This window comes from Streptomyces sp. JK94 (assembly GCF_053613315.1).
Window position 1 is genome coordinate 108,987 of the sequence record NZ_JBSICH010000006.1, and the last position, 13,871, is coordinate 122,857.

The 13,871-nt window shown below is 72.0% G+C and carries 12 protein-coding genes; 7 read left to right on the forward strand and 5 right to left on the reverse strand.

Annotation, left to right across the window (positions count from 1 at the left end):
• Positions 1-7 precede the first annotated feature (7 nt).
• On the forward strand, positions 8-259 hold the full coding sequence (locus tag ACVV2G_RS05340) for an exodeoxyribonuclease VII small subunit (RefSeq protein ID WP_453841408.1): 252 nt from the start codon (positions 8-10) through the stop codon (positions 257-259).
• A gap of 324 nt (positions 260-583) precedes the next feature.
• Here the strand turns inward: ACVV2G_RS05340 and ACVV2G_RS05345 are convergent, their stop codons facing one another.
• Positions 584-799, reverse strand: a complete 216-nt coding sequence (locus ACVV2G_RS05345) for a DUF4287 domain-containing protein (RefSeq protein ID WP_453841409.1) — start codon at positions 797-799, stop codon at positions 584-586.
• Between the two features lie 248 nt (positions 800-1,047).
• Between ACVV2G_RS05345 and ACVV2G_RS05350 the strand changes: the two genes are divergently transcribed.
• Positions 1,048-1,638, forward strand: coding sequence for a malonic semialdehyde reductase (locus tag ACVV2G_RS05350; RefSeq protein ID WP_453841410.1), 591 nt, complete (start codon positions 1,048-1,050; stop codon positions 1,636-1,638).
• Positions 1,639-1,737: 99 nt separating this feature from the next.
• Here ACVV2G_RS05350 and ACVV2G_RS05355 read toward each other — a convergent pair whose 3' ends face one another.
• A complete protein-coding gene (locus ACVV2G_RS05355) occupies positions 1,738-2,271 on the reverse strand; it encodes a DUF4245 domain-containing protein (protein ID WP_453841411.1) in 534 nt (177 codons plus the stop codon).
• A gap of 125 nt (positions 2,272-2,396) precedes the next feature.
• Here ACVV2G_RS05355 and glpX point away from each other — a divergent pair, with 125 nt between their 5' ends.
• Positions 2,397-3,428 carry a class II fructose-bisphosphatase gene (gene glpX, locus ACVV2G_RS05360; RefSeq protein ID WP_453841412.1) on the forward strand — a complete coding sequence of 344 codons (1,032 nt, stop codon included), beginning with the start codon at positions 2,397-2,399 and terminating at the stop codon, positions 3,426-3,428.
• Positions 3,429-3,736: 308 nt separating this feature from the next.
• Here glpX and ACVV2G_RS05365 read toward each other — a convergent pair whose 3' ends face one another.
• On the reverse strand, positions 3,737-4,117 hold the full coding sequence (locus ACVV2G_RS05365) for a WhiB family transcriptional regulator (RefSeq protein ID WP_053136479.1): 381 nt from the start codon (positions 4,115-4,117) through the stop codon (positions 3,737-3,739).
• A 103-nt stretch (positions 4,118-4,220) separates the two neighbouring features.
• On the reverse strand, positions 4,221-4,928 hold the full coding sequence (locus tag ACVV2G_RS05370) for a DUF1707 SHOCT-like domain-containing protein (RefSeq protein ID WP_453841413.1): 708 nt from the start codon (positions 4,926-4,928) through the stop codon (positions 4,221-4,223).
• Positions 4,929-5,126: 198 nt separating this feature from the next.
• Between ACVV2G_RS05370 and ACVV2G_RS05375 the strand changes: the two genes are divergently transcribed.
• From ACVV2G_RS05375 to ACVV2G_RS05390, 4 genes are all read left to right on the forward strand, one after another.
• On the forward strand, positions 5,127-6,794 hold the full coding sequence (locus ACVV2G_RS05375) for a fumarate hydratase (protein WP_453841414.1): 1,668 nt from the start codon (positions 5,127-5,129) through the stop codon (positions 6,792-6,794).
• Between the two features lie 77 nt (positions 6,795-6,871).
• Positions 6,872-8,275 (forward strand): class II fumarate hydratase, encoded by a 1,404-nt coding sequence (locus ACVV2G_RS05380; protein WP_453841415.1) that lies wholly within the window; start codon positions 6,872-6,874, stop codon positions 8,273-8,275.
• A gap of 77 nt (positions 8,276-8,352) precedes the next feature.
• Positions 8,353-9,057 carry a cytidylyl-2-hydroxypropylphosphonate hydrolase gene (gene fomD, locus ACVV2G_RS05385; RefSeq protein ID WP_453841416.1) on the forward strand — a complete coding sequence of 235 codons (705 nt, stop codon included), beginning with the start codon at positions 8,353-8,355 and terminating at the stop codon, positions 9,055-9,057.
• A gap of 283 nt (positions 9,058-9,340) precedes the next feature.
• The gene (locus ACVV2G_RS05390; RefSeq protein WP_453841417.1) at positions 9,341-11,419 is read left to right on the forward strand and encodes a SpoIIE family protein phosphatase; all 2,079 of its coding nucleotides are present in this window, start codon (positions 9,341-9,343) and stop codon (positions 11,417-11,419) included.
• A gap of 63 nt (positions 11,420-11,482) precedes the next feature.
• On the opposite strand, the gene ACVV2G_RS05395 is transcribed toward ACVV2G_RS05390, so the two are convergent.
• Positions 11,483-13,789 carry a transglycosylase domain-containing protein gene (locus ACVV2G_RS05395; protein ID WP_453841418.1) on the reverse strand — a complete coding sequence of 769 codons (2,307 nt, stop codon included), beginning with the start codon at positions 13,787-13,789 and terminating at the stop codon, positions 11,483-11,485.
• Positions 13,790-13,871: the final 82 nt, after the last annotated feature.

Sequence of the window (13,871 nt, forward strand, 5' to 3'; positions counted from 1 at the left end):
TGGGTGGATGACCAGCGAGGTGGAGCAGCCGACGGCCGTGTCCGAGGCGCTCGGGTACGAGCAGGCGCGGGACGAGCTGATCGAGGTCGTACGGCGGCTGGAGGCCGGCGGTACGACGCTGGAGGAGTCACTCGCCCTGTGGGAGCGGGGCGAGGAACTGGCGAAGGTCTGCCGCCGCCGGCTGGACGGCGCCCGGGCCCGCCTGGACGCGGCGCTGGCCGAGGAGGCGGGCGCGGAGGACGAGGCCGGGGAGCTGTAGCCCCCGGCCCGCGGTCGCAGACCGGGGCGCCCGTCCCGTAGTCCCCCGGTGGTCCCGGGCCAGCCGTCCCGGGCCAGTCGTCTCGAGCCAGTCGTCTCGGGCCGGCAGCCCCCGGCAGTAGCTCTGAGCCGGCACTCCCCGGTCAGTGGCTCTGGGCCGGCACTCCCGGGCCGGTGTCACCGGAGCCGGGGTCCCAAAGCCGGTAGTCACCGGCGCTCAGCCTTCAGTCGTCAACCCCCAGCCCCAGCCCCCGTGGTCCCCGTCCGCTCCGGCCCCGGACTGCGGCCCCCGCCCCCGACGCCCCGGCCCGCCGGGGGCGAACGCCTACTTCCCGCTGTCCTCGGCGAGGGTGTGGGCGACGAGGGCGTTGGCGTGTCCGTGGCCCAGTCCGTGCTCGGTCTTGAGCCAGGAGACGAGCTGCATGTGCTGGGTGAGCGGCGAGGAGCGGATCAGCTCCTTCCAGTCCGCCACGGGGCGGCCGTACTTCTTCTCGATCGACGGGAAGTAGCCGGCGGGCCCCTTCACGGTGCTGTTCGTCATGCCGGTGCGCTCCCTCGGTGCGAGTGACGGTGTACGCCGGGTAGGACCGCGGACGCCCCGTGAAGTGATCGCCGATCCCCTGTGATCCACGTCACTTCGAAGGCCTCCCCGTCCGGCGTTCGCGTGAAGCGGATCACCGCGTCCCACTTTTGGTTGAAGCTTGAACATATCTCCCGTAGCGTCGTCCCCGTCAACGGCTCCGCACCGACGGGCGCGGAGCGCCGACGCACACCCGAGGAAGATCACGCATGTCTCTCGTTCTTGACCCCGCCGCCCAGGACCTGCTGTTCCGCGAGGCCCGCACCGCGAACACCTTCACCGACGAGCCGGTGACCGACGAGCAGGTCCAGGCGATCTACGACCTGGTCAAGTACGGCCCGACCGCCTTCAACCAGTCGCCGCTGCGCATCACCCTGGTCCGCTCCCCCGAGGCCCGCGAGCGTCTCGTCCGGCACATGGCCGAGGGCAACCGCCCCAAGACGACCGCCGCCCCGCTGGTCGCGATCCTGTCGGCGGACAACGAGTTCCACGAGGAGCTGCCGCAGCTCTTCCCGCACTTCCCGCAGGCCAAGGACGCCTTCTTCAGCGAGCGCCCGGCGCGTGAGGGCGCCGCCCTGCTGAACGCCGCCCTGCAGGCCGCGTACTTCATCGTCGGCGTCCGCGCCGCGGGCCTGGCCGCCGGCCCGATGACCGGCCTCGACTTCGAGGGCGTCCGCAAGGAGTTCCTGGACGACGACCACACCCCGCTGATGGTCGTCAACATCGGCCGTCCGGGCCCGGACGCCTGGTTCCCGCGCTCGCCGCGCCTGGAGTACGACCAGGTCGTCACCACGGTCTGAGGCAGGCCGCCCCGTCGCTGCCCGAGCACGGCCCCCGGCACGACGAAGCCCCCGGCGCACACCGGGGGCTTCGTCGTGCTCGCGGGGTGCGCGGCCGGCTCACGCCAGCTTCAGCGCCGCCGCCATCGCGCCCAGCTGTTCGAACGACCCCGTGCCCGCCACGACCGTGGTCGCGCCCGCCATGCCCTCCGCGTCCTTCAGCACCAGCGCGTCGTAGCGGCCACCCGTGTACCGGGTCCACGTCCGGCCGCCGATCTCCTGCGTCGCCCCGGTGGCCCGAGCACCCTGGCTGGCGTCCTCGATGAACGCGGCCGGCTTCTTCGTGGACTGCTCGACCGCCACGTACTCGCCGTCGGGGGCGCGGAAGCCCAGGTGCCAGGCGTCGGAGTCGTCGCCCTTGAAGCGCACGGAGGTCGCCTTCCAGTCCTCGGACAGGCCCTCCGGCGCCGCCACCGGGTACGACGCGGCGCGCTGCGCGGTGAGCAGCTCGACCCGGTAGTCGACCCGCTTGACCGGAGGTTCGCCGTCGTCGTGCGGGATGAAGATCCAGATGACGCCCGCCGCGAGCACGATGAGCCCGAGGGAGAGGATCATGTCCCGGGCCGACTTCTGCTTGCCACTCGTTCCTGCCACGCCTCCTATCGTCGCAGGTGCCCGGTCCGCTCATACGTGGGGTCCCCTGCTCATCCTGTCGGACTGGCGATAGAGTCTGGGCACACCCTCATCCGGCCGTCGTCGTATCAGAAAGGTGCGTTCCGATGACCGAGCATCATCTGCCGTCCGAGCTGGACGTCCCCTCAGAGGCCCCCGACCGCAACCTCGCCATGGAACTCGTACGGGTCACCGAAGCCGCGGCGATGGCCGCCGGCCGCTGGGTCGGGCGCGGTGACAAGAACGGCGCCGACGGTGCCGCGGTGCGCGCCATGCGGACCCTCGTCCACACCGTCTCGATGAACGGCGTCGTCGTGATCGGCGAGGGGGAGAAGGACGAGGCCCCGATGCTCTTCAACGGGGAGCGGGTCGGCGACGGCACGGGGGCCGAGGTCGACATCGCCGTCGACCCGATCGACGGCACCACGCTGACCGCCAAGGGCATGACCAACGCGATCGCGGTGCTGGCCGCCGCCGAGCGGGGCTCCATGTTCGACCCGTCGGCCGTCTTCTACATGGACAAGCTGGTCACCGGGCCGGAGGCCGCCGACTTCGTCGACATCAACGCACCCGTGTCCGTGAACATCCGCCGGATCGCCAAGGCCAAGCGGCGCACCCCCGAGGACGTCACCGTCGTCATCCTCGACCGGCCCCGGCACCAGGGCCTCATCAAGGAGGTCCGGGAGACCGGCGCCCGCATCAAGCTGATCTCCGACGGCGACGTGGCCGGCTCCATCCTGGCGCTGCGCGAGGGCACCGGCATCGACCTGCTGCTCGGGATCGGCGGCACGCCGGAGGGCATCATCTCGGCCTGTGCCGTGAAGTGCCTGGGCGGCACCATCCAGGGCAAGCTATGGCCCAAGGACGACGAGGAGCGGCAGCGCGCGATCGACGCCGGGCACGACCTGGACCGGGTGCTGACCACCGACGACCTGGTCTCCGGGGACAACGTCTTCTTCGTCGCGACCGGCATCACCGACGGCGAGCTGCTGCGCGGGGTGCGCTACCGGTCCGAGACGGCCACGACCGACTCGATCGTCATGCGGTCCAAGTCGGGCACGGTGCGGCGGATCGACTCCGAGCACCGGCTGAGCAAGCTGCGGGCCTACAGCGCGATCGACTTCGACCGGGCGAAGTGACGCGCCCGCTCCCACGGGACGGCTCCTGAGCGGGGGCTGGGCCGCGGAACGGCTCCTGAGCGGGGGCCGGGCCGCGGAACGGACGACTGCGGGTGAGTTTGGCCGACCGCGCGGTTCCCCGCACCCCTGGGCCGGCCGCCCCCACGGGTACGGCGAGCGCCGACGTCACCGCCCCTGCGGGTACGGCGATCCGCCAGGACCGCCACCCTCCCGGGCCGGCTGCGCGTCCCCGTGCGGAACGCCACGCGCCCACGCCGAAAGGGCACCCTCGGTGCACGGAGAGGGTGCCCCTTCGGCGTGGGCGTGTCCTAGCCGGCCGCGGCTATGCGGTCCGCCGCGGTGCGGGCCGTCTTCTTCAGTTCGAGGTCGCGGCGGCGGCGCCGGGCCAGCACCACCCGGCGTTCGGCGGCGGTGAGGCCGCCCCAGACGCCGTAGGGCTCGGGCTGCAGGAGGGCGTGCTCGCGGCACTCGACCATGACCGGGCAGCGGGCGCAGACGCGCTTGGCCGCCTCCTCGCGGGAGAGCCGGGCGGCGGTGGGTTCTTTGGAGGGTGCGAAGAACAGTCCGGCCTCGTCGCGCCGGCACACCGCCTCGGTGTGCCAGGGAGCGTCTTGGTCCCTGTCCCGCACGGGCACCCGCTGGGCCGGAACAGCGGCTACCTGCAGGGACGAATGCGGCGGTTGCAGCACGGTCTACTCCTGACGACGGCTTCGCGAGCGAGAGACGATGCGTCAGGCTTACCCGCTGTGCGCACGCCTATGCACTGGGTTTCCCGCCGTGGCCGGCGCCGCGCTACACGCGCTTGCGCACACCCCTCTCGGCCGTGCGGTGCACCCGGTCCAGCAGGTCCGCGACGAGTTTGCCGCGCCTGGGACGGGCCTCGACGGAGCCCAGCACGGCCCAGCCGTCCACGTAGACGACGGGGGCCTCGGCGTCGGCCGCGTCGAGGGTGTCCACCTCGAAGCTGCCGAGCACACCGCCGCCCGCGCCGCGCAGCGACACGTTCTCCGGGACGCGCACCTCGACGCTGCCGAAGACGGCGAACGCCTTGATCACGACCTGCTGGTGCTCGAAGACCGCCTCGCTGAGGTCGATCTCGACACTGCCGAAGACCGCGTACGCGTGGATGCGGCGGCTCGCCCGCCAGCGGCCCTTGCGGACGGCGCTGCTGAAGACCGCCACCACGTTCTCGTCGGGGTCGGCCGGGACGGCACCCGCGGTCGGGCGGTGGGGGGCGGCCGGGGCGGTGGCGGGGTGCCCGGCGTGCGCGGCGGGCAGGTCCCGCACGAAGACGTCCAGCTCGCCGACCGTCTTGGCGGCCAGCACGCCCTCGACGCGCTCCGCGTGCTCGTCCGCGTCGAGCCGCCCCTCGGCGAGGGCCTCGCGCAGCATGTCGGCGATGCGGTCACGGTCGGCGTCCGAGGCACGCAGCTCGGAGACGCGCGGTGCGGTGCCGCGCGGTGCCGCGTCCTGGGGTCGGTCGTGCTTGTGAAGGTCCACGGCAGCAGCGTACCGAAACGCGATAGATCGCGACCACCCCTGTGGACGGCCTTGCCGGAACGCGTTCCCGGCGCACTGAGCCTTACCTCACCAGCTCGCCGCCGACGGCAGGTTTTACGCTGGTGGACGCTGCCAATGGAGGCCAGCCGTCGTGCTGTGGAATCCAGCCGCGCGTGAGTCGAGTGAGGAATGGGCGAGATGCCTGAGTTCGCGTACACCGATCTGCTCCCCCAGGGAGAGGACACCACTCCGTACCGGCTGGTGACCGCCGAGGGCGTCTCCACCTTCGAGGCCGACGGGCGGACCTTCCTCAAGGTGGAGCCCGAGGCGCTGCGCAAGCTGGCCGAAGAGGCGATCCACGACATCCAGCACTACCTGCGCCCGGCCCACCTGGCGCAGCTGCGCCGCATCATCGACGACCCCGAGGCGTCGGGCAACGACAAGTTCGTGGCGCTGGATCTGCTGAAGAACGCCAACATCGCGGCGGCCGGCGTCCTGCCGATGTGCCAGGACACCGGCACGGCGATCGTCATGGGCAAGCGCGGCCAGAACGTGCTGACGGCGGGCGGCGACGAGGAGGCCCTGAGCCGGGGCATCCACGACGCCTACCGGAACCTGAACCTGCGCTACTCGCAGATGGCCCCGCTCACCATGTGGGAGGAGAAGAACACCGGCTCCAACCTCCCGGCGCAGATCGAGCTGTACGCGACCGACGGCGGCGCCTACAAGTTCCTGTTCATGGCCAAGGGCGGCGGCTCGGCCAACAAGTCCTTCCTCTACCAGGAGACGAAGGCCGTCCTGAACGAGTCCTCCATGATGAAGTTCCTGGAGGAGAAGATCCGCTCGCTCGGTACGGCCGCGTGCCCGCCGTACCACCTGGCGATCGTGGTCGGCGGCACGTCGGCCGAGTACGCGCTGAAGACCGCGAAGTACGCCTCCGCCCACTACCTGGACGGGATTCCGGCCGAGGGCTCGGCGCTCGGGCACGGCTTCCGGGACAAGGAGCTGGAGGAGAAGGTCTTCGAGCTGACGCAGAGGATCGGGATCGGCGCGCAGTTCGGCGGCAAGTACTTCTGCCACGACGTGCGCGTGGTGCGCCTGCCCCGGCACGGGGCGTCCTGCCCGGTCGCCATCGCCGTGTCCTGCTCGGCGGACCGGCAGGCGGTCGCGAAGATCACCGCCGAGGGCGTCTTCCTGGAGCGGCTGGAGACCGACCCGGCACGGTTCCTGCCGGAGACGACGGACGAGCAGCTCGACGCCGACGGCGACGTGGTCCGGATCGACCTCAACCAGCCGATGGACGACATCCTCGCCGAGCTGACCAGGTACCCGGTGAAGACCCGGCTGTCCCTCACCGGCCCGCTGGTCGTGGCGCGCGACATCGCGCACGCCAAGATCAAGGAGCGGCTGGACGCGGGTGAGGAGATGCCGCAGTACCTGAAGGACCACCCGGTGTACTACGCCGGGCCCGCGAAGACGCCCGAGGGGTACGCCTCCGGGTCCTTCGGTCCGACGACGGCCGGGCGGATGGACTCCTACGTGGAGCAGTTCCAGGCGGCGGGCGGCTCCAAGGTGATGCTGGCGAAGGGGAACCGGAGCAAGCAGGTCACGGACGCCTGCGACGCGCACGGCGGCTTCTACCTCGGCTCGATCGGCGGCCCGGCGGCCCGGCTCGCCCAGGACTGCATCAAGAAGGTCGAGGTCGTCGAGTACGAGGAGCTCGGCATGGAGGCCGTCTGGAAGATCGAGGTCGAGGACTTCCCGGCGTTCATCGTGGTGGACGACAAGGGCAACGACTTCTTCCAGGACCCGGCACCGGCCCCCACCTTCACGTCCATTCCGGTACGCGGCCCCGGACTCGCCTGACGAGGACGGTGACGATTCGCCTCCACGGGGAACAGTGGTCCCGGTCCGGACGCTGTGACACGTGGAGGTGATCGTCGATGGCCGACGAGCAGGACAGGACCGAGTACCGCACCGAGCACGACTCCATGGGCGAGGTGCGGGTCCCCGCCCACGCCAAGTGGCGCGCCCAGACGCAACGGGCGGTGGAGAACTTCCCGGTGTCCGGGCAGCGCATCGAACGCGCCCACATCGAGGCGCTGGCACGGATCAAGGGGGCCGCGGCCAAGGTCAACGCCGAGCTGGGGGTCCTGGACCGGGACGTCGCCGAGGCGATCCGGGCGGCGGCCGGGGAGGTCGCCGAGGGGAAGTGGGACGAGCACTTCCCCGTCGACGTGTTCCAGACGGGGTCGGGGACCTCGTCCAACATGAACGCCAACGAGGTGGTCGCCACCCTGGCCGGTGAGCGGCTCGGCCGGGCCGTGCACCCCAACGACCACGTCAACGCCTCCCAGTCGTCCAACGACGTCTTCCCGTCGTCGATCCACATCGCGGCCACCGCCGCCGTGACCCGGGACCTGATCCCGGCCCTCGACCACCTCGCCGGCGCCCTGGAGCGCAAGGCGGAGGAGTTCGGCGACGTCGTGAAGTCCGGGCGTACGCACCTCATGGACGCCACCCCCGTCACCCTGGGGCAGGAGTTCGGCGGATACGCGGCCCAGGTGCGGTACGGCATCGAGCGGTTGACCGCCTCGCTGCCCCGGCTCGCCGAGCTGCCGCTGGGCGGCACCGCCGTCGGCACCGGCATCAACACCCCGCCCGGGTTCTCCGCCGCCGTCATCGAGGAGGTGGCCCGCGTGACCGGGCTGCCGCTGACCGAGGCGCGCGACCACTTCGAGGCGCAGGGCGCCCGGGACGGCATCGTGGAGACCAGCGGGCAGCTGCGGACCATCGCCGTAGGCCTGACGAAGATCGCCAACGACCTGCGGTGGATGGCGTCCGGGCCGCGGACCGGGCTCGCGGAGATCTCCCTGCCCGACCTCCAGCCGGGCTCGTCCATCATGCCCGGCAAGGTCAACCCGGTGATCCCCGAGGCCGTGCTCATGGTCGCCGCCCAGGTCACCGGCAACGACGCGACCGTGGCCGCCGCCGGTGCGGCCGGCAACTTCGAGCTCAACGTCATGCTGCCGGTCATCGCGAAGAACGTGCTGGAGTCGGTGCGGCTGCTCGCGAACGTCTCGCGGCTGCTCGCCGACCGGACCGTCGACGGGATCGTCGCCCACCGCGAGCGGGCCCGCGAGTACGCCGAGTCCTCGCCCTCCGTGGTCACACCGCTCAACCAGTACATCGGGTACGAGGAGGCCGCCAGGGTCGCCAAGAAGGCGCTGGCCGAGCGGAAGACGATCCGCCAGGTCGTCCTGGAGGGCGGCTACGTCGAGCGCGGCGACCTCACGAACGAGCAGCTGGACGAGGCTCTGGACGTGCTGCGGATGACCCGGCCGTGACCGGGCCCGCCCCGCGGACGCGGACGCTCCTCGCGATCACCGCCGCGCCGCGTGGCGAGGGCACCTAATATCTGTCCATGGCAGACGGAGAAGCGGTGAGCGCGGCGGCGGCCACGGACGGGGCGAGGGCCCCGGCGCAGTTCTGGGCGCCGGGGAGTCACATCCTGTGGCGGTACCGGGAGAACGGCGGCCCGCACCTCCACATCGCCCGCCCCGTCACCGTCGTACGGGACGACGCCGAGCTGCTCGCGGTGTGGCTGGCGCCCGGCACCGAGTGCGTGAAGCCGGTGCTCGCCGACGGCACGCCCGTGCACCTGGAACCGCTGGCGACGCGGTACACCAAGCCGCGCGGTGTGCAGCGCGACCGGTGGTTCGGCACGGGCGTGCTGAAGCTGGCGCGGCCCGGCGAGGCCTGGTCGGTGTGGCTGTTCTGGGACCCGGGCTGGCGGTTCAAGAACTGGTACGTGAACCTGGAGGAGCCGCTGACCCGTTGGGAGGGCGGTGTCGACTCCGAGGACCACTTCCTGGACATCTCCGTCCACCCGGACCGGACCTGGCACTGGCGGGACGAGGACGAGTTCGCCCAGGCCCAGCAGGACCGGCTGGTGGACGCCCGGCTGGCCGAGCGGGTGCGCGGGGCGGGGCGCGCCGCGGTGGCGCAGGTCCGTGCCTGGGGCTCCCCCTTCGCGGACGGCTGGGAACACTGGCGACCGGATCCGTCCTGGCCGGTACCGTCGCTGCCCGGGGACTGGGACCGCACACCCGCGCACGTGTCGTCATGAGACCCTTGCTGCGACCCCGGGCAGGAAACGTAGGATCGTCCTCCGCAAGGGAGTGCGGCAGCGGCAACCGGCGGAGCGTGCGCTGTGCTTGACCGATCGTCACCGAGGGGCGGCTGGACGTGAGCGAGGGGTACGAGGGCAAGACGGGCACGGGCCGCCGACGGCCCGCCGGTGACACAGGAACAGCCCCTGACCACGCGGGAATCCCGTTCCCGGGACACGTATTCCGGGTATCGGGTTTTCTGCGGGACGAACTGCACGCGCCGCGCGCAGTCCCGGACGGATGGATTCGACACGCGTGACGGAGCACCCGACCTCCTTCGACCGCCCCCAGACGGGCGCCGACCCCGCGGATCCCGGCGGGGCGCTCCTGCGTACCCCCGTGCCGCCGCTTCCCCCCGGGGCCGCGTTACCGGCACAGGGACGCACCGGGGAGCCGGCGCCCGTCTCCGGCACGGGCGCCTTCGAGCACGCCCAGCCGGGCGCCGAGCCGTCCGCCGAGCCCGGTGCCTCCCGCCACCGGCCCGCCGCCGAGGGCGTCCCGGTCCAGCCGGACGGAAGCCGTCCGGGGCCCGCGGCCGCGGAGCTGCGGGGCGCGCCGCCGGAAGCCGAGCGCCGTACCGGGCAGCCGACCGTGCCCGGGCAGCCGACACCCATGCGGCGGGACGGTGACCGGCTGCGCTTCGTGGGAGCCGCGACCCGGCGGATCGCCCGGGGCATGGATCTCGACGAGATCGTGATGGGGCTGTGCCGGGCCACCGTGCCGACGTTCGCGGACGCGATCCTGGTGTACCTGCGCGAGCCGCTCCCGGTCGGCGACGAGCGGCCCACCGGCCCGCTCGTGCTGCGGTTGCGGCGCACCGACCGGATACCGGCCGAGCGGGACACCGAGGGCGGGTTCATCCCCGCGGTCCAGCCCGAGCCCTCCCAGCTGGAGACGGTCGGTTCCGAGCTGTGCGAGGTGCGGCCGGGCAGTTCGCTCGCCGAGGTGCTGCGCGGGGTGCGCCCGGTCTTCGCGGACTCCCCCGCCGCCCATGCCGCCCTGCCGGAACTGCTGGGTGACGGACGTGAGTTCGCCGTGCCCGACGGCCGGCGGGCGATCCTCGCACCGCTGCGCGGCCGGCGCCGGGTGATCGGGGCCGCCCTCTTCCTGCGCGGTCCGGAGCGCGTCGCCTTCGAGGCCGAGGACCTCCTGGTCGCCGCCCAGCTCGCGACGCACAGCGCGCTCGGCATCGACAAGGCGGTGCTGTACGGGCGTGAGGCGTACATCGCCGACGAGCTGCAGCGCACGATGCTGCCGGAGAACCTGCCGCGCTGCACCGGCGTGCGGCTGGCCTCCCGTTACCTGCCGGCCGCCGAGACGGCGCGGGTCGGCGGCGACTGGTACGACGCGATCCCGCTGCCCGGCAGCCGGGTCGCGCTGGTCGTCGGCGACGTGATGGGCCACTCCATGACGTCGGCGGCCATCATGGGCCAGCTGCGGACCACGGCGCAGACCCTGGCCGGGCTCGACCTGCCGCCGCAGGAGGTGCTGCACCACCTCGACGAGCAGGCCCAGCGCCTGGGCTCCGACCGCATGGCGACCTGCCTGTACGCCGTGTACGACCCGGTGTCGCACCGCATCACCATCGCCAACGCCGGTCACCCGCCGCCCGTGCTGCTGCACCTGGGCGGCCGGGCCGAGGTGCTGCGGGTGCCCGCGGGCGCCCCGATCGGTGTGGGCGGCGTCGACTTCGAGGCGGTGGAGCTGGACGCCCCCGCCGGGGCGACCCTGCTCCTCTACACCGACGGGCTGGTCGAGTCCCGCCTCCGGGACGTCTGGACCGGCATAGAGCAGCTGCGGGAGCGTCTCGCGGCCACCGCGCAGCTCACCGGGCCCGACCATCCGCCGCCCCTGGAGGCCCTGTGCGACGAGGTGCTGGACATGCTCGGGCCGGGCGACCGGGACGACGACATCGCGCTCCTCGCCGCCCGCTTCGACGGGATCGCGCCCAGCGACGTGGCGTACTGGTTCCTGGATCCCGACGACACCGCTCCCGGCCGGGCCAGGCGCATGGCCCGGCGCGCTCTCGCCCGCTGGGGCATGGAGGACCTCACGGACTCCGTGGAGCTGCTGGTCAGCGAGGTCGTGACCAACGCCGTGCGGTACGCCACCAAGCCGGTCACCCTGCGGCTGCTGCGCACGGACGTGCTGCGCTGCGAGGTCGGCGACGACGTGCCGCAGTTGCCGCGGCTGCGGCAGGCACGCGCCACGGACGAGGGCGGGCGCGGGCTGTACCTGGTGAACCGGCTGGCCCGGCGCTGGGGCGCGACGCGGCTGAGCACCGGCAAGGTGGTCTGGTTCGAGCTGAACCGGGGCTGAGGCCCGCGGACCCGGAAAGGGCGCCCGGTGGATCCGGGCGCCCTTGCGCGTGCCTGGCGCCGGTCAGCGCTCCTGCCGGTCCCCGTCCGGCAGGAGCGGTTCCTCCGGCTCCGTGGACTCCCCGCCCGTCGGCGGGGCGGTCGACGGGCTGTTGGAGGGCGACTGGGAGGGCGACTGCGACGGCGGTTGCGTCGTCGGCTCCTCGGTCGTGGGTTCCTGGGTCGTCGGCTCGTCGCTGGGCGACTCCTCGGGGGTCTCCTCCTGCGTCGGCGACCGGGTCGGCGACGCGGGGGCCGAGGGCGAGCTGCTCGGCTGCACCGCGGCGCCCTGCTTGGTCTCCAGGTCGAACGCGGTGACCTCGCCCATCACGCCGAAGGTGTACGCCGCCCAGATCTCCGCGGGGAAGCCGCCGCCGTTGACGCGGTGGTCGACGCCGCCCGCCTCGTACATCGGGACCTGCGCGTACGTCTTCGCGTCCTCGCCGAACAGGCCGACCGAGGTGACCAGGCCGGGGGTGAAGCCGGTGAACCAGGCCGACTTGTTGTTGTCGGACGTCCCCGTCTTCCCGGCGACCTGCTGGCCGTCGCGCAGCGGATTGTCCCGTACGGAGTCCTTGGCCGTTCCGTCGTTGACCACGCCGGTGAGCACGGAGGTGACCGTGTCGGCGGCCTCGCGGCTGATGACCCGCTCGCCGATCGGGTCGGGGAGGTCGACCTTGCGGGAGTTGTGCTCGACCGACTTCACGACGGCCGGGGTGACCTTCTTGCCGTGGTTGTCGAGGGTGGCGTAGACGCCGGCCATCTCCAGCGGGCTCGCGCCCATACTGCCGAGGGTCTGGGCGGGCACGGCCTCCATGCCCTCGGTCTCCATGCCGAGGTCGCCCGCGACCTTCACGACCTCGGCCATGCCGACGTCGATGCCCATCTGCGCGAAGACGGAGTTGACGGACTTGTTCATCGCCTCCTGGACGTCGATGTCGTCGTAGTCGACGTCGTCCTCGTTCGGGGGCGCGAAGCCGACCTCCTGGTCGCCGTCCATCACGGGGCGCCTGCTCGTGCCGTCGTACAGGGTGTTGGCCGTGATCGGCACGCCGTCCTGGGTCTCGGCGTCCTGGTCGACGGCCGCGGCGAGGATCACCGGCTTGAAGGTGGAGGCGGGCTGGTAGTCGTCGCGGGTGGCGTTGTTGCGGAAGTGCTTGACGTAGTCCACGCCGCCGTACATCGCCACGACGCCGCCCGTCTTCGGGTCCACGGAGACGGCGCCGGCCTGGACGTCGGCGTCGACCTCACGCCGGTCGGGGTCCAGCTTGCTGGTGAGCTGGGTCTTGACCGCCTTCTCCAGCGCGGCCTGCTTCTTCTTGTCGACGTTGAGCGTGACGGTCCAGCCGCCGGCGTCCACGAGGACGTCGGCCTGCTTCACGTCCTCGGCGGTGCCCTGGGCGACGAGCTGCTCCTTGAGCGCGGCGTCGGCCGCCTCGACCAGGTACCCGGTCTGGCCCTCCATCCCGGGAGCGGGCTTGGGCTCCTCGGGGGTCGGGAAGGTCATGCCCCGGCGGTCGGACCCGGCCAGCCACTTCTGCTCGACCATGTTGTCCAGGACGTAGTCCCAGCGTTCCCGGACCAGCTTCTTGCCGGTGTCACCGGCGATCGCCCAGTCGTACTGGTTGGGCGCCTGGAGCAGCGCGGCGAGGTACGCGCCCTGCTCGACCGTCAGGTCCTCGGCGTCGACGCGGTAGTAGGCCTGGGCGGCGGCCTGGATGCCGTAGGCGCCCCGGCCGTAGTAGCTGGTGTTGAGGTAGCCGGCGAGGATGTAGTCCTTGGACTTCTCCCGGTCCAGCTTCAGGGAGATGACCAGTTCCTTCAGCTTGCGCGAGACGGTCTGGTCCTGGGTCAGGTAGTAGTTCTTGACGTACTGCTGGGTGATGGTCGAGCCGCCCTGCGCGCCCTTGCCGGAGAGGGTGTTGAGCAGGCCGCGCGCCGTGCCCTTCAGGTCGACGCCGGAGTCCTTGTAGAAGGTCTTGTTCTCGGCGGCGACGAAGGTGTGCTGGACGTCCTCGGGGACCCTGGCCAGGTCGACGATCTCGCGGTTGTAGCCCTTGCGGGCCATGATCGAGCCGTCGCTGTACTTGTACACGTTGCCCTGCGAGTCGGCGTCGTCGTTGCCCGCGGCCGGGATGTCGATCACCATGTACAGCACCAGGAAGGCGCCCATGCCGAGCAGGCAGAGGCCGAAGAAGGACCCGAGGATCTTCTTCCAGGTGAAGAGCCCGCGTATGCCGCTCTTCCCGCCCGCACCCGACGAGCGGCGGCGTTTCGGCGCAGCGCGGCGGCCACCGCGCTGTCGCGCTTTTCTCTCTTCCGCTCGCCCCATGGATCCGATCCGCTCCGATTCGGTCGTCTGTGTCCACGTTCGCTCACGTGTCACACAGGTTCGTCGCTCAGGTCAGCTCAGA